The organism is Mesorhizobium metallidurans STM 2683, from assembly GCF_000350085.1.
Classification (GTDB): domain Bacteria; phylum Pseudomonadota; class Alphaproteobacteria; order Rhizobiales; family Rhizobiaceae; genus Mesorhizobium; species Mesorhizobium metallidurans.
Map to the genome: position 1 here is coordinate 65287 of NZ_CAUM01000150.1, position 20123 is coordinate 85409.

13 protein-coding genes are annotated in these 20123 nt (G+C 64.4%); 10 read left to right on the plus strand and 3 right to left on the minus strand.

The window, feature by feature from the left end; translation table 11 throughout:
• The first annotated feature begins 2 nt into the window (after window positions 1-2).
• From MESS2_RS27115 to MESS2_RS27160, 10 genes are all read left to right on the plus strand, one after another.
• Window positions 3-1145 carry an efflux RND transporter periplasmic adaptor subunit gene (locus MESS2_RS27115; protein ID WP_008877790.1) on the plus strand — a complete coding sequence of 381 codons (1143 nt, stop codon included), beginning with the start codon at window positions 3-5 and terminating at the stop codon, window positions 1143-1145.
• Between the two features lie 248 nt (window positions 1146-1393).
• On the plus strand, window positions 1394-4540 hold the full coding sequence (locus MESS2_RS27120; RefSeq protein ID WP_008877791.1) for an efflux RND transporter permease subunit: 3147 nt from the start codon (window positions 1394-1396) through the stop codon (window positions 4538-4540).
• Window positions 4541-4664: 124 nt separating this feature from the next.
• Window positions 4665-6158 carry an aldehyde dehydrogenase family protein gene (locus MESS2_RS27125; protein WP_008877792.1) on the plus strand — a complete coding sequence of 498 codons (1494 nt, stop codon included), beginning with the start codon at window positions 4665-4667 and terminating at the stop codon, window positions 6156-6158.
• A 125-nt stretch (window positions 6159-6283) separates the two neighbouring features.
• A complete protein-coding gene (locus MESS2_RS27130) occupies window positions 6284-8293 on the plus strand; it encodes a CocE/NonD family hydrolase (protein WP_008877793.1) in 2010 nt (669 codons plus the stop codon).
• A gap of 18 nt (window positions 8294-8311) precedes the next feature.
• A complete protein-coding gene (locus MESS2_RS27135; protein WP_008877794.1) occupies window positions 8312-9262 on the plus strand; it encodes an ABC transporter permease in 951 nt (316 codons plus the stop codon).
• On the plus strand, window positions 9246-10133 hold the full coding sequence (locus MESS2_RS27140) for an ABC transporter permease (RefSeq protein ID WP_244440096.1): 888 nt from the start codon (window positions 9246-9248) through the stop codon (window positions 10131-10133). The genes MESS2_RS27135 and MESS2_RS27140 overlap by 17 nt, the downstream gene beginning before the upstream one ends.
• Window positions 10130-11098: an ABC transporter ATP-binding protein gene (locus tag MESS2_RS27145; protein ID WP_008877796.1), complete on the plus strand. Its 969-nt coding sequence runs from the start codon at window positions 10130-10132 to the stop codon at window positions 11096-11098. Before MESS2_RS27140 ends, MESS2_RS27145 begins: the two co-directional genes overlap by 4 nt.
• Window positions 11095-12111, plus strand: coding sequence for an oligopeptide/dipeptide ABC transporter ATP-binding protein (locus MESS2_RS27150; protein WP_008877797.1), 1017 nt, complete (start codon window positions 11095-11097; stop codon window positions 12109-12111). The genes MESS2_RS27145 and MESS2_RS27150 overlap by 4 nt, the downstream gene beginning before the upstream one ends.
• The gene (locus tag MESS2_RS27155; protein WP_008877798.1) at window positions 12108-13670 is read left to right on the plus strand and encodes an ABC transporter substrate-binding protein; all 1563 of its coding nucleotides are present in this window, start codon (window positions 12108-12110) and stop codon (window positions 13668-13670) included. Before MESS2_RS27150 ends, MESS2_RS27155 begins: the two co-directional genes overlap by 4 nt.
• A 43-nt stretch (window positions 13671-13713) precedes the next feature.
• A complete protein-coding gene (locus MESS2_RS27160) occupies window positions 13714-14385 on the plus strand; it encodes a TetR/AcrR family transcriptional regulator (RefSeq protein WP_008877799.1) in 672 nt (223 codons plus the stop codon).
• Window positions 14386-14418: 33 nt separating this feature from the next.
• Here the strand turns inward: MESS2_RS27160 and MESS2_RS27165 are convergent, their stop codons facing one another.
• From MESS2_RS27165 to MESS2_RS27175, 3 genes are all read right to left on the minus strand, one after another.
• Window positions 14419-15957, minus strand: a complete 1539-nt coding sequence (locus MESS2_RS27165; protein ID WP_008877800.1) for a trimethylamine methyltransferase family protein — start codon at window positions 15955-15957, stop codon at window positions 14419-14421.
• Between the two features lie 69 nt (window positions 15958-16026).
• Entirely contained in the window at window positions 16027-18129 is a 2103-nt protein-coding gene (locus tag MESS2_RS27170) for an oxidoreductase (protein ID WP_008877801.1), read from the minus strand.
• Window positions 18130-18330: 201 nt separating this feature from the next.
• Window positions 18331-20040, minus strand: a complete 1710-nt coding sequence (locus MESS2_RS27175; RefSeq protein WP_008877802.1) for a trimethylamine N-oxide permease — start codon at window positions 20038-20040, stop codon at window positions 18331-18333.
• Window positions 20041-20123 lie beyond the last annotated feature (83 nt).

Below are 20123 nucleotides of genomic sequence, written 5' to 3' on the forward strand. Positions count from 1 at the left end.
AAGTGTCTTTGTCCAGTTCCATCATCCGCAGGCTGCCAGTTGCTGGCCTGATCGTCGCCACGCTCGGGCTCGCCGGCTGCTCGCAAGAGAAGGCGGAAGTCAAGGAGATCATTCGCCCGGTCAAGGTGGTCGAGATCGCCAAGGCGAATGATACCCGCGAGATCTCCTACTCCGGCTCGGTGCGAGCCCGCACCGAGATGAATCTTGGCTTCCGCATCAACGGCAAGATCACCGAGCGCCTCGTCGATATCGGCGAGCGGGTGAAGCCGGGCGATGTTCTTGCCCGCATCGATCCCGCCGACTACGAGCTCTCGGTCGGCAGCGCCAAGGCGGCACTTGATGCCGCCGAAAGGGGGGTCGAGACAGCAGGTCTTGCGCGCCGTCGCGCCGAACAATTGTTTGCCAGGAACGTCTCGTCGAAATCGCAGCTCGAACAGGCAACCCTCAGCTACGATCAGGCGGTTGCCACCCGGGATTCCGCCCGGTCATCGCTGGACCAGGCGAAAAACCAGGTCCTTTACACCGACCTCAAGGCGGACAGGAACGGCATCGTCACATCAGTTGCCGCCGATGTCGGCCAGGTGGTCGGCTCCGGCAGTCCGGTGGTAACCGTTGCCGTCGATGGCGAAAAGGAAGTGCTGATCGCCGTTCCGGAAATGGATATCGCCCAGTTCAAGCCGGGCAAGGACGTCAAGGCAGGCTTCTGGTCCGACGATGCGCTGACACTCGACGGCAAGGTCCGCGAGGTCGCCGGCAGCGCCGATCAGCAATCGCGTACCTTTGCCGTTCGTGTCAGCCTGCCAAACGATCCGCGCGTGCTTCTCGGCATGACCGCGACCATTGAAGCCTCTGTGTCTAACAGCCAGCAAAGCGTTGCGATCCCGTTGAGCGCGCTGGCGCAGAAAGACGGCCAGAAGATCGTCTGGACCGTGGACCGCAACGGCGACACCGTCCATGCGCGCCCGGTCAAGATCGCCGAATTCGCTCCCGACGGCGTGCGTGTTGCCGAGGGGTTGAAGCCCGGCGACGTCGTCGTCGCTGCCGGAACGCAGTTCATGACCGAGAATCTGAAAGTAAAGCTTTCCGGCGATGCGGCGCAGCAGTCCGCATCGGCCGATGGCGACACCACCAGCAGCCTGCGCTGAAGCGCAGGCGAAATGAAAGCCCCACTTGTCATTGCCCAGGCGCAAGCCACGGGTTGAGTGGGTCATGGTTTCCGGGCGGTGAGTGCCCGATTGTCGAGACGCGAGGTCGATGTACCCCCCACATCGATCCTCGTGCCCCACCACGACGAGTGTCTCTCCGCTCGGAAAGCCTCGCCGCCCGGAAGCCAGATCGAAAATTCATGAGCAGCAAGCGGGTACGCTGCCGATCAATTGAACAGGACTGCGTCATGACCACCGACAGTACAGAAAAGCGGCCTTTCAATCTTTCGCGCTGGGCAATCGGCCACCCGAGCATTGCGCGGTTTCTGTTCGGCCTGATCATCATTGCCGGGGCACTCGGCCTGATGCGCATGGGTCAGAAGGAAGATCCGGATTTCACCTTCCGCGTCATGGTCGTCCAGGCCGTCTGGCCGGGCTCCTCGATCAAGGAGATGGAGGACCAGGTCGTCAACAAGATCGAACGCAAGCTGCAGGAAACGCCGCATCTCGATTTCGTCCGCTCCTACACCCGCGCCGGCAGCGCCATCATTACGGTTCAGATCAAGGGCGACACCAACCCGGCGCAGGTGGCGGATGCTTTCTACCAGGTGCGCAAGAAGGTCGGCGACATTTCAGGCGATCTGCCGCAAGGATTGCTCGGCCCGTACTTCAACGACGAGTTCGGCGATACTTTCATCACGCTGCATTCGATCAGCGGCGACGGCTACAGCTATCCCGAGCTGAAGAAATTCGCCATCCAGGCGCGCGACATGCTGCTGACGACGCCCGGCGTCGAAAAGGCTGTCATCATCGGCGACCAGCCCGAAAAGCTCTATATCGATGTTTCGTCAAAGACGCTTGCCGAACGTGGCCTGACGCTCACCGATCTGCAGAATGCGATCAAGGGGCAGAACAATGTCGATCCGGCGGGCTCGGTCGATACCGGAACGAACTCGGTGCGCATCTCGGTCGAGGGCGACGTTACCAAGGCTGCCGACATCCGCGAACTTCGCTTGCGCGCCGGCAACCAGGTGACGCGGCTGGGCGACATCGCGACCGTGACCTCCGGCCTCGAAGACCCCTATCAGCGCAAGTACCGCTATAACGGCCACGACAGCGTCCAGCTCGGCGTCGTCATGGCCAAGGGCTTCAACGTCAAAGACGTCGGCAAGGATGTCGAGGCGACCTACAAGCGCTTCGAGGAAGGGCTGCCCTATGGCGTTGCGGTCGACCAGATTTCCGACCAGCCTGAGGTCGTCAAGGACGCAGTCAACGAGTTCATGGAGGCGCTCGGCGAGGCGCTGCTGATCGTGCTCGTCGTCTCGTTCCTGTCGATCGGCTGGCGTTCCGGCCTGGTGATCGCGATCGCCATTCCGCTGGTGCTGGCGGCCACTTTCGCCATTATGTACGAGATCGGCATCGATCTGCAGCGCATCTCGCTCGGCGCATTGATCATTGCGCTCGGCCTTCTGGTCGACGACGCCATGATCGTCGTCGAGATGATGGAACGAAAGCTCGAGGAAGGATTGGTCAAGATCGAGGCGGCGAGTTTCGCCTACACCTCGACGGCCTTCCCGATGCTGACCGGCACGCTGATCACCACCGCCGGCTTCATCCCCGTCGGCTTTGCCGCATCGACCGCCGGCGAATATGTGCGCACGCTGTTCTACGTTGTCGGCATCGCGCTGGTCGTGTCCTGGTTCGTGGCGGTTTATTTCACGCCCTGGCTCGGCCACATGATCCTCAAGCAGCGCAAGCATGCCGGCAGCCATCACGATGCCTTCGACACAAGCTTCTACCGCCGGCTGCGCGCCACGGTCGGCTGGGCCGTGCGCCACCGCGTCATCGTGCTGGTCATGACATTGATGACCTTTGCCACCAGTCTCTGGGCATTCCAGTTCATCCCGCAGAACTTCTTCCCGCAATCGTCGCGTCCGGAAATCCTTGTCGATCTCTGGCTGCCGGAAGGCACCAGCATCAAGGAAGTGGAGACGCAGGCCAAGGCGCTCGAAGCCAGGATGATGGACGACCCAGACAAGCGCTTCATCGCCACCTATATCGGCGAAGGCGCGCCGCGCTTCTTCCTGCCGCTCGACCAGCAGCTACGCAATCCGAACTTCGCCCAGCTCCTGGTGATGGCCAAGGACGAGCCGGCCCGCGAACGGCTGATCATCAAGCTGCGCACCATCCTGGCGCAGGACTTCCCGTCGATCCGCGCCAAGGTCGACCGCCTGTTCCTCGGTCCGCCGACCGGCTGGCCGGTGCAGATGCGCGTCATGGGCCCGGACCGCCAGGAGGTGCGCCGCATCGCCGACGAGGTGAAGGCGAAGTTCCAGGCAAATCCGCTGCTCGGCGCCGTGCACGACGACTGGCTGGAGCCGGTGCCGGCGATGAAGCTGGTCATCGACCAGGATCGCGCCCGTGCGCTCGGCGTCACCTCGCAACGCATTCGCCAGATGCTGCAGGCGACGATGTCCGGCGCGCCGCTCGACGATTTCCGCGACGGCGAGGAGACGGTTTCCATCGTCGCCCGAGAGCCGGAGGCAAGCCGCAAGCTGCTGTCGTCGGTCGACTCCGTCTACATCCCGACGGATTTCGGCGGCTTCGTGCCGCTGTCGCAGGTGGCCAAGGTCGTGCCGGTGCTGGAGCAGGGCGTCGAATGGCGGCGCGACCGCCTGCCGACCATCAGCGTGCGCGCCACGCTGCCGGACGGCGTGCAGTCGAACGATGTCGTCACCAAGATGTACAACGACATCAAGGGCCTGCGCGACGGTCTGGCGCCCGGCTACAAGATCGAGATCCAGGGCGGTGCCGAGGATTCGGCCGAAAGCCAGGCCTCGATTGCCGCGAAAGCTCCGATCATGCTGGCCGTCATCGTCGTGCTGTTGATGATCCAGCTGCAGCATTTCGGCAAGGCGATGCTGGTGCTGGCGACCGGCCCGCTTGGCATCATTGGTGCTGCCGCCGCACTGCTGATCAGCGGCGCCCCGTTCGGCTTCGTCGCCATCCTCGGCGTCATTGCGCTGCTCGGCATCATCATGCGCAATTCGATCATCCTGGTCGACCAGATCGACCAGGATATAGCGAGAGGCATGGAGCGCTCGGAGGCCATCGTCGGCTCGGCCGTCCGCCGTTTCCGGCCGATCGTGCTGACGGCGATGACGGCGGTGCTGGCGCTGATCCCGATCTCGCGCGCCGTCTTCTGGGGTCCGCTCGCCTATGCCATGATGGGCGGCATCCTGGTTGCCACCGTGCTCACCATCCTTGTCCTTCCGGCAGGCTACGCCCTGTTCTTCGGCCGGGAGCCCAAGAAGGCTGCCGAGCAGGCGCCCGAGACAGGGCAGGCGGAAGAAAGCGAAAGGCCGCAACTGCAACTGCCCCTGGCGGCCGAGTGATCTTTGCTGGCGCATAGGATGCGCCGGTCAAAAAATGCTAGAACGCCGTACGTCTGACGTGCGGCGTTGTGGCGTCCTCCATTACAGGGCGGTCACTTGGCTGCCTGTCACATGGAGGAAAATCATGACCCTGGCTCAGGCCTCGATAGAACTTCGCCTGCCGATCGACGGGCGCCATCGGCAGATGTTCATCGATGGCGCCTGGGTCGGCGCCCGCTCGGGCCTGACCATCGAGACCCGTAATCCTGCGACCGGCGCGGTCATCGCCACCGTGCCGCGCGGCGACCGCCGGGATATCGACTTGGCCGTCGCCGCGGCACGCAGAGCCTTCGATGGACCGTGGAGCCGGTTCAAGCCCTATGAGCGGCAGGTGCTGCTTCTCAGGATCGCCGACCTTTTCGAAAAGCACTGGGAGGAGATCAGCCGGTCGGACACGACCGACATGGGCATGCCGGTCGTGCGCACCCGCGCCAACCGCAACCGCGTCATCGGCATGTTGCGCTATTATGCCGGCATGGCGACAGCGCTGCATGGCGAGACGATCGAAAACTCGCTGCCGGGTGAGGTCGTCTCCTTCACGCGCAAGGAGCCGGTCGGTGTTGTCGGCGCCATCATCCCCTGGAACGCACCGACCGCCGCCTCAACCTGGAAGATCGGACCGGCGCTGGCGACAGGCTGCACGATCGTGCTGAAACCGTCGGAAGAGGCGCCGCTGACGCCGCTCCTGATCGCCGACATCATGAACGAGGCCGGCGTGCCGCCGGGCGTCGTCAACATCGTTACCGGCACCGGCGCGGAGGCAGGCGCGGCCCTTGCCGAGCATATGGGCGTCGATAAGATCGTCTTCACCGGCTCGACGGCGACCGGACAGTCGATCGTCCGCGCTTCGGCCGGCAATCTCAAGCGCGTTTCGCTGGAACTCGGCGGCAAGTCGCCGGTCATCGTCTGCGCCGACGCCGATCTCGACAGAGCGGTGCCGGTGGCGGCGATGTCGGTGTTCGCCAATTCCGGCCAGATCTGCATTGCCGGCTCGCGCCTGTTCGTCGAGCGCTCCATCCATGACGAGTTCGTCGAGCGGCTGGCGGCCTATGCCAAGGGTCTCAGGATCGGCGACGGCATCGACCCGGCAACCGAGATCGGCCCATTGGTTTCGCTGCGGCAGCTCGAACGGGTCACCGGCTACCTCGAAGCCGGTACGGCCGAGGGCGCGACGCTCGTCACTGGCGGCGCTCGGCTGACGGAAGGCGCGCTCGCCGCCGGCAATTTCGTCGCCCCGACCGTCTTTGCCGGCGTCTCGGACGAGATGAGGATCGCGCGTGAGGAGATCTTCGGACCGGTCATTTCGGCGTTGCCGTTCGACACGCTGGACGAAGCGGTCGAACGCGCCAACAACACCCCCTATGGCCTTGCCGCCGGGATCTTCACCCGCAATATCACGACCGCGCACCAGCTATCCCGAAAGATTCGCGCCGGCTCGGTCTGGGTCAACACCTATCACGCCATCGACCCGGCCGTATCCTTCGGCGGCTACAAGATGAGCGGCTACGGTCGCGAGGGGGGCGCCGAGCACCTCGACGAATATCTCAACACCAAGGGCGTGTTCATCAAGATCGACTGAGCGGTCGTGCACATTCTTCAGCCGCCTCAAGTTCGCATTTGACGCCAAAAAGCGGGCAGCGGGATTGCGCGTTAAATCACCTTGTTGTACGAACGTTCAACAAGGTGATTTAACGAGTACCTGCCGTGGTACGAACCGAGTTCCCGCTTGCCGTCGAGACCGTCGATCCGTTCTGGATCACACTGGTCGACGGCACGCGCATCGCCGCCACGCTGTGGCGCCCGCGCATCGACGCCAAGGTGCCCGTCGTCGTCGAAATGGTGCCCTATCGCCGCCGTGACGGCACCGTGGCGCGCGACATCGACATCCATCCCTGGCTCGCCGGCCATGGCATTGCCTGCGCCCGCATCGATATCAGGGGCTCCGGCGATTCCGACGGCGGTCTGGCGGACGAATATCTGCCGCGCGAGCAGGAGGATGCCTGCGAAATCATCGCCCATCTCGCCGCCCAGCCCTGGTGCAACGGCAATGTCGGCATGACCGGCATTTCCTGGGGCGGCTTCAACGCGCTGCAGGTGGCGGCGCGCCGGCCGCCTGCCTTGAAGGCCATCATCAGCAACTGCGCCACCGACGACCGCTATGCCGACGACATCCATTATATGGGCGGCGCGCTGCTCACCGAGCAGGAGATGTGGTCGAACTTCATGCTGGTGAAGAAGGCGATGGCGCCCGATCCGCAGATCGTCGGCGACGCCTGGCGCGCCATGTGGACGAGCCGTCTCGCGGCGACGCGCTCGCTATCGGAAATCTGGCTCGCGCATCAGCGCCGCGACGACTATTGGCGGCAAGGCTCGATCTGCGAGGACTACTCCGCGATCGAATGCGCGGTCATGGCCGTCTGCGGCTGGGAGGACAGCTACTCCAATTTCGTGCCGCGCCTGCTCGAACATCTAAAGGGACCGAAGCTCGGCGTCGTCGGTCCGTGGTCGCATGCCTATCCCTGTCGCGGCGCACCGGGGCCGCTGATCGGCTATCTGCAGGAGGCTCTGCGCTGGTGGCGTCATTGGCTATGCGGCGAAAACACCGGCATCACGGACGAGCCGCTCTACCGCGTCTGGATCACCGGCGAGGAGCGGCCGCAACCCTTCTATCTCCCTGATCATGCGGGATCGTGGGCGGCCGAGGATGCGTGGCCGTCGCCACGCATCGAGCGTCGCACGCTGTATTTGAATGCCGCCGGACTGGGTGGCCAGGCAGCACCCGGCGCCACGCGTTCCGTGCGCTCGCCGGCCACCGCCGGGCGCGATTGCGGCCGCTGGGGCGGCTATGGCGGCTCCTGCCCGGACATGGCCATCGACCAGCGTCGCGAGGACGGTCTGGCGCTGTGCTTCGATACCCAACCGCTCGATAATGACCTGACCTTGCTCGGTGCGCCGGAACTGGATCTCGTCGTCACCGTCGATCAGCCGCATGTCAACCTCGCTGCCCGGCTCTGCGACGTCTATCCCGACGGCACCTCGGCGCTGATGACCTATGGCGTGCTCAACCTCAGCCACCGCAACAGCCACGAGCATCCGACGCCGTGTCCGGTTGGAACACCATTCCAGGTGCGGCTGAAGCTCAATGATTTCGCCCGCATTGTGCCCAAAGGCCATCGCATGCGACTGGCGCTGGCCAATCAGCACTGGCCGATCCTGTGGCCGCAGCCGAACCTGTCGACGCTGTCGGTGGCGACCGGCGAAAGCACGGTGATGCTTCCGGTGCGCCCGCCATCGCCGCGCGATCGCGACGTCCGCTTCGAGCCGGCCGAGACCGCGCCGCCGGTTCCCACCACGACGCTGGACGACGGTTTCGATCGCCGCATCGTCACCGACGATGTCGGCTCCGGCTTGCAGACCATCGCGCTGACCTCCGACCACGGCAGCAGACGCTACGACGACCGCGACATCACCGTGTCCTCGGCCAACGCCGACACGATGAGCATCAACGCCGACGACCCGCTGTCGGCCCGGCTAATCACCGAATACCGCTGGGCCATCGCCAGCGGCGACGCCGACACGGAAGCGACAGCGCGCACCGAACTGACATCGGACGAGACGCATTTCAGCCTGAGCTGGCATATCGAGGCGCGAGAACGGGGCAAGCTTGTCCACAGCGCCTCGGCGACGCGGCGCATCAGGCGCGATTTCGCCTGAGGAGAGGGGAGGGAGGCCATGCTTGCATATGCAGTGAAGCGCATCGGTCTCGGCCTCCTGATCCTCGTCCTCGTCATGGTCGCCATGTATGCGGCCGTCTTCCTCGTTCCCGGCGATCCGGCGAGCGTGGCGCTCGGACCGCGCGCCACGCCGGAACTGAAAAGGCTTCTGATCGAGCGCATGGGGCTCGACCAGCCGGTCTGGTGGCAGATCGTCGAATTCTTCCGCAACGCGCTGACCGGCAATCTCGGCTACGACGTCTGGTCGAACCGGCCCGTCTCCACCCTGGTCATGGAGGCACTGCCGAACACACTTGTCCTCGGCCTGACCGCGCTCGCCGTCGCGCTTCTCGTCGGCGTTCCGCTCGGCTGCCTTTCGGTCATGCGGCGCGGCACGCTTGCCGATGCCGTCATCGGCGTGCTCTCCGTCGGCGTCATTGCCGTGCCGTCCTTCGTCGTTGCCATCTATTCGCTGCTGCTCTTTGCCGTCACCTTGCGCTGGCTGCCGGCTATCGGCGCCGGCGAGGCCGGTGACATCGCCAGCCAGGCCAGGGCGCTGGTGCTGCCGGCGGCGGCCATCGCGCTCGGCTGGATTGGCTACATCGCCCGCATGGTGCGCGCCTCGATGATGGAGGTGATGGGCGAGCCGCACATCCGCACCGCGCGCTCCTTCGGCCTGCCGGAGTGGAAGATCGTCTCAAAGTACGCGCTGCGCATCGCCATCATCCCGACCATCTCACTGGTCGCTGTCGGCCTCGGCAGCATCCTGTCCAGCGCCGTCTTCGTCGAGGCGGTGTTCGCCCGGCCCGGCATCGGCAAGCTGATCACCGACGCGGTCAACACCCGCAACTATCCCGTCGTCATGGGCACGGTGCTGATCATGACAACGATCTACGTCTCCATCACCATCGCCGCCGATCTCTTGATTGCGCGGCTCGATCCGAGGGTCCGCGATGTCTTCCGTGGCTGACGCCTCGCTCTCCATGCCGGACCGACAACGATTTCCGTTGCTGCGTGCGCTGCTTGCCGATCCGTTTACTTGCGTGGCGCTATTCTTGGTCATCGGCTTTCTCATCACCGCCGTTTTCGCGCCGTGGCTGGCGCCCTATTCGCCGGTCAAGATCGACGTGCTGCACAAGCTGCAGCCGCCATCGCTCGGGCACTGGTTCGGCACCGATCATCTCGGCCGCGATCTCCTGTCGCGCGTTATCTACGGCGCCCGCACGGCGCTGACGATCGCCATGGTCTCCGTCGCCATAGCCGGTACGATCGGACTGTTGCTCGGGCTGATCGCCGGCTACGGCCCGCGCTGGCTCGACGCCATCCTGGTGCTGACCTTCGACAGCCTGAATTCGCTGCCGATGATCATGTTCGCGCTGGCCATCATCACCGTGCTCGGCGCCGGGACCGGAACGCTGATCATCGTCATCGCCGCGACCTCGTTCCCGAGCTATGCCAGGCTGATCCGGGCGCAGACGCTGGCGCTGAAGAACAGCGATTACATCCTCGCCGAACGCCTGCTCGATGCGAGTGCGGCGCGCATCATCTTCATCCACCTGCTGCCCAATGTCGTCGGTCCGCTGATCATCCTTCTGTCGATGGACATTCCGGTCGTCATCATGGTCGAAGCGGGCTTGAGCTTCCTCGGCCTTGGCGTGCGCCCGCCGACGCCGTCCTGGGGCTCGATCCTCTATGACGGCTACACCAGCATCCGCTCAGCACCGTTCATGGTCATCTTCGGCGGCCTGCCCCTGGTGCTCGCCACGCTTGGCTTCACCTTTCTCGGCGAGGGCCTGCGCGACTATCTCGACCCGCGCCTGCAGTTGCGGAGGCCGGCATGACCGGAGCGCTCGCCGCCCACGATCTCAGCGTCCGTTATGAGACGCAACATGGCGCAGTGCATGCGCTGCGCCATGTCGACATCGAGGCGCATCCGGGCGAGGTCATCGGCATCGTCGGCGAGAGCGGCTGCGGCAAGTCCACGCTGGTCACCGCCATGGCAAACCTGTTACCGCCCAATGCAAGGATCGACGGCTGCATTTCCTGGAACGGCGTCGACCTGGCGAAGCTCGACGCGCATCGCCAGCGCCTGCTGCGCGGCGACGAGATCGCGCTGGTCAGCCAGGACCCGATGACCGCCTTCAACCCGGTGCTGACCATCGGCGACCAGCTCGTCGACTTCCAGCATCACCGCAGGGATCTTGGCCGGGCGCAAAAGCGGGCGCGGATCGCCGCCATGCTTGGCCGCGTCGGGATCTCGGATGCGGAACGGCGCATGCGGAGCTATCCGCACGAGCTCTCCGGCGGCATGCGCCAGCGTGTCGCGATTGCCGCGGCACTGCTGACCGATCCCGGCCTGCTCATCGCCGACGAGCCGACGACGGCGCTCGACGTGACCATGGAGGCGCAGATCATCCACCTGCTGCGCGAACTCCGGCGCGAGTACAACGGCATCATCATCGTCGTCTCGCACCATCTCGGCGTCATTGCCGAACTCTGCGACCGTGTCTATGTCATGTATGCAGGCGAGGTGGTCGAGGGCGGCGAGGTCGATGCGATCTTCCACGACGCCAGACACCCGTATACGCAAGCGCTGCTCGCCTGCGACCCGGCCCGTTTTCATGAACGGCTGGATCGGCTGCCGACCATTCCCGGCTCGCTGCCCAATCTGACCCAGCCGCCATCCGGATGCGTCTACGCGCCGCGCTGCGACCGTGCCTTCGCGCCGTGCAACACCATCGCGCCGCCGCTGGTGAAGCTCTCCGCTTCCCACATCGCACGCTGCCATGCGGTGACTACGCCATGAGCCCTCTGCTCGCCATCGAGGACCTTTCGGTCTCCTTCACCGGCGGCGGGGTGCTCAACCGCCTGATCAATCCGTTCCCCTTGCCGGCCTTCAACGTCATCGACAGCGTGACGCTGTCGATGCTGCCTCGCGAGACGCTTGGACTGGTCGGCGAATCCGGTTCCGGCAAGACGACGCTGGCGCGCACCATCCTCGGGCTTGTGCGGGCAGCCGCCGGCCGCATCGCCTTCGAGGGCAGGGACATCAGGACGCAGGCCGATTTCCGCGCCATGCGCCGGCGCTCGGCGATGATGTTCCAGGACCCGGTCGCCTCGCTCAGTCCGCGCCTGCGCATCGGCATGCTGCTGACCGAACCGCAGGTGATCCAGGGCGTGCTGATACCGGACCGCCGCGCCGCCGCCAGGGCGCTGCTGGCGCTGGTCGGTCTGCCGGCCTCCTTTGTCGACCGCTTTCCGCATGAGCTCTCCGGCGGACAGGCGCGCCGCGTCGGCGTCGCCCGGGCGCTGGCGATGAAGCCGCATCTGCTGCTCGCCGACGAGCCGACCGCCGGCCTCGATGTTTCGGTGCAAGGCGACGTGCTCAATCTGATCGGCGAGTTGAAGCGTGAGCTCGGCTTCGCCGCCATGATCGTCACCCACAATCTGGCCATGATCCGCCATGTCAGCGATCGGCTGGCCATCATGTATCTCGGCCGGTTGGTCGAGACTGGTCCGACGCAAGACGTGTTTTCGTCGCCGATGCATCCCTACACCGCGACGCTGATCCAGTCCGAGCCGATACCCGACCCGCGCCGGCGCAGCCAAAATCCGGCCGTCAGCGGCGAGATCCCGAGCGTGTTCCGGCGGCCTTCGGGCTGCGAATTCCACACACGCTGCCCGATCGCTCAGGAGCGCTGCCGGGCCGAGCCGCCGGCCTATCGACAGATCAGCGCAGGCCGCATGGTGCGCTGCCATTTCCCGCTTGAGACAGGCGGGCAAGAACCACGAAACCAACCAAAGGGGAAACTGCCATGACACGATGGAACATCGACAGACGTGCATTCCTGAAAGCGGCCGGCGCGCTCGGCGCCGGTCTCGCCATGAAACCCGGCTTTGCCTGGTCGGCCGACGGCGACACGCTGCGCATCCGCATGGAGGGCGACCTGCAGACGCTCGACCCCGCCTTCATGATCGGCGGCATCGAGGACGTCATGATGCGCGGCATCTATGTATCGTTGAACCGTCTTGGCGACCTCAGGCAAGGCTCGCCATGGTCGCTCTGGGGCGCGGAGAAACTCGAACTGACCGAACCCAAGACGATCGCCTTCACCCTGATCGACGGGCTGAAATGGTCGAACGGGCTCGGCCGCGTCACCGCCGAAGACGTGAAATTCTCGTATGAGCGCATCGCCGATCCCAAACTCTCGTCGCCCTGGGCTTACCAGTTCGAAAAGCTCGATCGTGTCGAGGTCGTCGACGCCAGGTCAGGCATTATCCATCTCAAGGATCCATACCAGCCGATCTTCGTCACCAGCCTGCCCTATTATGGCGGTCACATCATCAGCCGTGCCGGCACCGAAAGGGCCGGCGGCAAGTTCACCACCGAGCCGCCTGCGACATGCGGCCCCTATCTCTTCACCGACTGGCAGCAGAAGCAGAAGGTGACGCTGACAGCCAATCCGGACTGGCCGGGGCAGAAGCCGGATTTCGGCAAGGTCGAGATCTACATCGTTGCCGACGATCAGGCGGCGCAGCTCGCCTACGAGGCCGACGCCTTCGACTACACCAAGATCGCGATTTCGGCGACCAAGGCGGTCAAGGCGAGCCCACCAGCCAACACCGCGGTCATCGAGGCGCAGTCGACACGCTATGTCTGGCTGACCATCAACATGCTGAGCCCCCGACTCAAGGATCTGAAGGTACGCCAAGCGGTGCAGTATGGCGTCGACGTCAGCCAGATACTCACCGGCGTTTATGACGACCTCACCAAGCGTTCCACCGGCGTCGTGCAGCCCGGCACCAAATTCGCACGCGCCAGCAATCTGATCGCAGCGCCCGATTACGAAAAGTCCGCCGCGCTGCTTAGCGAAGCAGGCGTCAGCGACCTGTCGCTGACCTTGACGGTGATGAACGATTCCATCCGCACCGCGACCGCGCAGATCATCCAGGCCAGCCTCGAGCAGGCTGGCATCAAGGTCGAGATCCAGCCCTATGACGAAGCCGCCTTTTGGGGCGTCGGCGACAAGACGCAAGGCGATGGCTACAAGAACATCGACCTTGCATTGATGGACTTCGCCGGCGGCGTCGACCCTTCCGAAAACCTTGTCTGGTTCCGCCCCGATCAGATCGGCGCCTACAACTGGTCCGGCTTCGACAGTCCCGAATTCGAAGCCAGCTACCAGCAATTGGTGGCGGAAAGCGAACAGGCAAAACGCGTCGCGCTGTCCAACCGGATGGAAGATCTGATGGAGCAATCCGGCGGTTTCGTCTTCATCTGTCACCAGCCACTGGTCGTCATCCACAAGACCAGTTTTGAACCGGTGATCTATCCCGATGGTCACCCCAATCCGGTGTTGTTCAAGAAGAAGGCGTGACCACTCCGTGGACACGAAAGGTGCGATCGATTAGCTGGAGCCTATGACGGAAGCCCAACCCACAACAAGGAAGCGCGGCGCGAAGAAAACGCCGCCGCGCTTCAGCCGGGAGCAGCCGGATGTGCGCCGCGCCATGCTGATCGAGGCGGCGACAAGATGTCTCTCGGTGGGTGGCATCGGCGCCTTCACCGTCGATCGCATCTGCAAGGAGGCGGGCGTCTCGCGCGGCCTGATCAACCACCATTTCGAAGGCCGCGATGGGCTTCTGGTCGAGGTCTACAAATCCTCGCTCTACGCCAGCGTCAACAACCAGATCGCGGAGGCCAAACGGCGCCGCGCCGAGAAATCCGACTGGCCGCCCGAGGCGTCGCTCGCCGCCCTGGTGCAGTCCAATTTCTCGCCCGACTATTTCAGCCGTGACAACCTTCTGATCTGGCTCTCTTTATGGGGCGAGATTGCGGTCAATCCACGCCTGAAAGCGGCGCATCGCGAGCTCTATGATGCCTACCGGGCCGAACTCGCAGAGGATATCGCGGCGGTGGCATTGCCGCGCGGCAGGGATGTCGATGCCCCAACACTGGCGCGCAATTTCATCGCCCTGGTCGACGGGCTCTGGCTCGAATGGTGCCTCGACGAAAGCGTGGTGACGCCGCAAGCCGCCGAAGCCGCCGGCTTCGAGATGCTTGAGGCGCAGGTTGGGCCTTTGCGGGGTTGACATTGCAAGGTCAGCGCCAGGCACGACCTCAAATCAATTCAGCGGCGAGCCGCCCTCACGCTTGCGGCGCTCCATATAGTCGCGCAGCGCCTCGTCGATGCCGGGATCGATCGGCGGCTGCTCGTATTCGGCGACCATGCGTTTCCAGACGACGTTGGCCCTCTCTCGTGCCGTCACCTGGCCACGCTCCATCCAGGTGTCGTAATTGTCCCAGTTGGATACCAGCGGCGAATAGAAGGCCCGCTCGTAGCGCTGCATCGTGTGCGCGGCGCCGAAGAAGTGCCCGGCCGGGCCGACCTCGCGCACCGCCTCCAGCGCCAGCGTGTCGACATCGACCACCGGCGGGTCGAAATAGGCCGACATCATCTGCAGCATCTCGGCGTCGATGACCAGTTTCTCGAACGACGCCGTCAAACCGCCGCCGAGCCAGCCCGCCGCATGCAGCACCAGATTGGCGCCGCCCATCAGGCAGCCCCACAGCGACATCGCGCTCTCATAGGCCGCCTGCGCGTCGACGGAATTGGCGGCGGTGACGTTGCTGGAGCGGAACGGCACGCCGATCAGCCGGCACAGCTGGCCGGTGATCTGCGCGGCCTGCGTATATTCGGGCGTGCCGAAGGCCGGAGCGCCGGTCTTCATGTCGACATTGGAGGTGAAGCCGCCATACATCACCGGCACGCCGGGACGCACGATCTGGGTCAGCGCAATGCCGGCCAGCGCCTCGGCATGCTGCTGCGACAGCGCGCCGGCAAGCGTCACCGGGCTCATCGCTCCGGCCAGCGTGAACGGCGTGATGACATTGACCTGGCCGTGCTCGGCCAGCGCGATCAGCCCTTCGGCCATCGGCTCGTCGAGTTGCAGCGGCGAGTTGGTGTTGATGATGCCGGTGAAGACAGGCGTCTCCTTGGCAAGGTTTTCGCGCGTCGTGCCGAGCGAAATCGCCACCATCTCCAGCGCGTCGATGGCGCGTCCGCGGCCCAGTGCCTGTGGCTGCCAGTTCTTGTCGAGCAGCGTGATCTCGGCATAGTAGAGGTCGAGGTGGCGTGTGTTCTGGTGCAGGTCGAGCGGCTCGAACGGCCCGCCTCCTTCCTGGTGCAGCACGTTGAACGACTGGATCAGCTTCAGGTAATCGCACATCTCGGCGTAGGTGCCGGGACGGCGGCCGCGATCATTGTCCATGACATAGGCCGGTCCGCCGACCGACGACAGGATGCAGTGCCGTCCGCCCACCTTGACGTTCTTTAGCGGATTGCGGGCACGCAATTCGAACGATGAGGGCGCCATGGCAATGCGCTCCATGACCATGGCGCGGTCGATGCGCACCCGCATCTCGCCTTCGTCGACATCGCAGCCGGCGGCGCGATAGAGCTGGCGCGCCTGCGGCTGCAGCACCCGCATGCCGATTTCCTCGAGGATGGTGAGGCCCGTATCGTGGATGGTCTGCACCTGGTCGGCCGACAGGATCTCGATCGGCGCGTAGGGCCGCATCAATTGCTTCCACGGCCGTTGTTCGATGCCGCCGACCTCGCGCTGCGGGCGGCCGGGTCTGCGACGTGCCGTGATGCGTTCCATGGCGTCCTAGAACTCCTTGTTTGACGCAATTCCGAACGGAAAACCGTTCACACTTTTCCTGGAATTGCTCTATTCGGCTGCCGTACGCATGTCGAAATCCGCCACCGCGTCGACGATCGGCGTGTCGCGGCGGTAGGGCTGCCAGCGGATATCTGCGCCGATCTCGCGAGCGAGCTTGTGGCCACTGTGGACCGCATGGGTGATGGCGCCCGGAGCCAGCGTGTCGCCAATGCGATCGACGCTGCGGATGCCGGCGTCCGCAAGAGCGTCCGCCCGTTCCGTCAGCGTCTCGAACAACTCGCCGCGCGGCAGTCTCAACCCGACGATCACCACCGAGCGGCAAGCCACGCGTGTCTCCTCCCCGGTGAACAGATGCGCCAGCGTCGCCGTCTCGCCGTCAAAGGATTTTAAGAGATGCAGCGTGGTCACCGCCACCTTGCGTCGCGCCAGCGCCCGATGCACCAGCGGCAGCTCGTTGGTCATGATCGTCCACGCCGAAGCTTGGCCTGCCGGCGTCACGTAGCTGACCGGGATGCCGTGTGCTGCCAGATGTTCGGTGAGGACGCCGCCCATATAGTAGTTGTCGAAATCGAAGACCAGCGTCGGCCCCTGGGGAAGCCGGCCGCCGGCGATGTCGTCGGGAGTGAAAACATCGGGATGGTCGAGTCGGCCGACCGGAATCTCCAGCGAGGAATAGAGCATGTTTGTCCAGCGCGCGCCGGTCGCCAGCACCACGCGATCCGGCGAAAGCTCGATGATCTCGTCCGCGCCAAGCGCGCTCTCGGCATAGAGCGAGACGTTGCTCATCTCGTCGAGACGCGCGAGGCGGTAGTCGACGACGCGGTTCCAGGCCGACAAGCCGGGCAGCGTCTTCTCGAAGGTCAGCCGCCCGCCGAAGGTCCGGTTGCTGTCGGCGAGTGTGACTTCATGGCCGCGACGGCCGAGCGTCAGCGCGCATTCCAGCCCGGCCGGCCCGCCGCCGACAATCAGAATCCGCTCGGGGGTGTCGGCGCGCTCGACGCGCTCGGGATGCCAGCCGCGCCGCCATTCTTCGCCGGCGGTCGGGTTCTGGGTACAGCGCACCGGCACGCCGTCGTGCCAGCTTGAAATGCAGATGTTGCAGCCGATGCATTCGCGGATCTCGGCCTCGCGGCCCTCGCGGATCTTGTTCGGCAGGAATGGATCGGCGATCGAAGGCCGCGCGCCGCCGATAAAGTCCAGCACGCCGCGCCTGATTTGCGATACCATCGTGTCGGGCGAGGTAAAACGCCCGACGCCGACCACCGGCTTTTTGGTCAGCGATTTGACGAAATCGATCACCGGCTCATGGCTGCCTTCGCCGGTGAAGCGCGATGCCGAACAGTCGGTCGGGCTGGAATCCATCTTGACGTCGAACAGGTCCGGCACGTCCGCCAGCAGTGCGACCAGTTCGTGCGCCTCGGAAAGCTGGTTGCGGCCCGGCCTGCCGCGCAGTTCCTCGAGGCTTACCCGCAAGGCGACGCCGCAATCCTTGCCGACCGCATCCTTGGTGACTTCGATCATCTCGCGCACGAAGCGCACCCGGTTCTCGATCGAGCCGCCATAACAGTCGGTGCGATTGTTATATTCAGGCAGCAGGAATTCGTAGCCGAGATAGCCCATGCCGGCATAGACATAGACGATGTCGAAGCCGGCCGTGCGCGCCTTGCGCGCCGCCTCAGTCTGGCATTTCAAAACGTCGCGTATATCGGCCCTGTCCATCGTCTTCGGGCGCAGATTGCCCATGAAACCGACATGGGTGGCCATCCACGGAATGCCGGATGGCGACAGCGGAGGCAGGCGGCTTGTCCGGTTCATCACCGATGCGCCGCCGTGCCAAAGCTCCACGCCGGCAAGCGCGCCGTGGCGGTGCACCGCCTCCGTCATCAGCGCATGCGCACGGATGTCGTTGCCGTCCCACATCGTGGCAAAAGGCAGCGGTGCATCGTCCGAGCTGGGGTCGATCGAACAGGCGCCGGTGCAGATCACGCCCCATCCGCCCTCGGCCTTGGCCTCACGGAAGGCCGCGCGCACCCGCGGCAGTGCGTTGGTCATGCCGCTGGCGTGCGGCACTTGATAGAAACGGTTCGGCGCCGTGACGGGCCCGATGCGCACCGGTTCGAACAGAATCTCGTAGCGGGGATTGCACTGCATCTGGGCTCGCGAAATGCTTGTTGAACGATCGTACAACAAGCATATTCGCACCGGTCGTGGAACGCAATGGCCTGCATGACTTGGCGGACTTGGATCCGGCACCACCGAGACGAAAAAGCCCACCCCGATACTATCAGGGTGGGCTCAGAGGGGAGGTCGGATCGAGCGCGCCGATCTGCGCCCGATCCATTCAGCCTGCCGTCAGATGACGAAAAACCAGTTGGCGAGCAGCATCACCACCACGCCGGCGATCAGCGTCAGATAGGGCAGGATTCCCGCCTTCTTGACCCTGAGATCCGACGACTTCATGCCGAGGTCGGCCAGCATATGGTCGGGGAATTTACCCTTGTCCTGGATGTAATGCCGGAAGCAGAACACCGGGATGATCAGCGCTGCGGTGATCAGCCCCGCCCACAGCGCCATCGGGTTCCAGACCTTGGCGCCCGCACCCATGAAGATCGCATTGACATAGGCGAAGATCGCTCCGATGCCGAGCAGCCAGCTCGGCGCGCGCCATGGCCGCGCGATATGGCCGTTGTCGATGCGGTGGATCCAGCCAGCATTGAGGTTGAGGAAGTTGAAGATGATGTAGCCGCAATTCGATACGGCGAGGATGAAGAAGAAGCTCGTCGCGTCGGCCGAAGCGATGGCCAGTACGATCAGGTTGAAGATCAGGTCGGTCCACATCGCCCGTGTCGGCGCGCCATGCTCGTTGACGTGGCTGAGATAGCGCGGCAGCCAGCCGTCGACCGAACCCTGGTAGAGCGTGCGCGAGGAGCCGGCCATGGCCGTCATGATGCACAGCACCAGCGCCAGGATCATCAGCATCACCAGCAGGCTGTGGATAAGCTGTCCGCCACCAACCATTCCGGCCAGCGCGTCGGCCACACCGGAGCCGTCGACGATCGGCGTGGCCAGCATGCCGTTGAGGCCGAGCACGCCCTGGAAGGTGAACGGCACCAGGATGAACAGCAGCATGCAGAGCAGGCCGGAATAGAAGATCGCCTTGAACGTGTCGGTGCCGGGGTTCTTGAACTCCGACGTGTAGCAGACGGCGGTCTCAAAACCGTAGGTCGACCACGCCGCGATGAACATGCCGCCGAGCACGAGCGTCCAGCCGGCGATGTTCCAAGCCCCGGGCTCCGGCGCATAGGCGGCCGCCAGCGGCACCAGCGGCGAAAAATTCGCCCAGTTGATCTGGCCGGTGAAGATCGGCACCAGGCCGACGATCAGCATCGGGATGATGACCAGCAGGCCGATATATTTCTGCACATTGGCCGTGCCCAGGATGCCGCGATGCTGGATGGAGAAGATGATCAGCATCAGCAGCGCGCCGATGAAGAAGGTGGCGTTGAAGGTGAAGGAGACCGGCCCCAGCGTGTGACCGTAGAGCGTCCAGTTGCGGATCGCGGGCGTGGCTGCCGCAGTCACCGCCGCAATCGCATCGGCAGCGCTCGTTCCTGCATGCGCCGCGATATAGGCGGCCACTTCCGGCGAGGTGTCGGTGAACAGCGGCACTGGCGCCAGCGCGTTGAGGATATAGGCGGCGGCGATCGAACAGCCGAGCGACAGCACCGGCGACCACGCGAACCAGTTGCACCACACCGAAAGCGGCGCAATGAACTTGGAATAGCGCAACCAGGCGGTGGCGCCGTAGATCGAGGCGCCGCCGGACTTGTTCGGAAACAGGCCGGCGATTTCCGCATAGGTGAAGGATTGCAGGAAGCCCATGATCATGGACGCGATCCAGATCGCGAAGGCCAGCGTGCCGGTGGTGCCGGCAATGCCGCCGATCGAAAACAGGACGAGGGCAGGAACGCCGCTTGCCACCCAGAAGGCGCCGCGCCAGTCGATGTGCCTAAGCAGCCTGCTTTCGACAGGCAACTCCACGGCAGTCGTTATCGTGCTCATGTGTTTGGCTTCCCCATTTGCTGTTCCCCGTAGCGAAGGCCCCGACTGTGCGAGGCTTCATCGTCACATGATCTCAACGACTC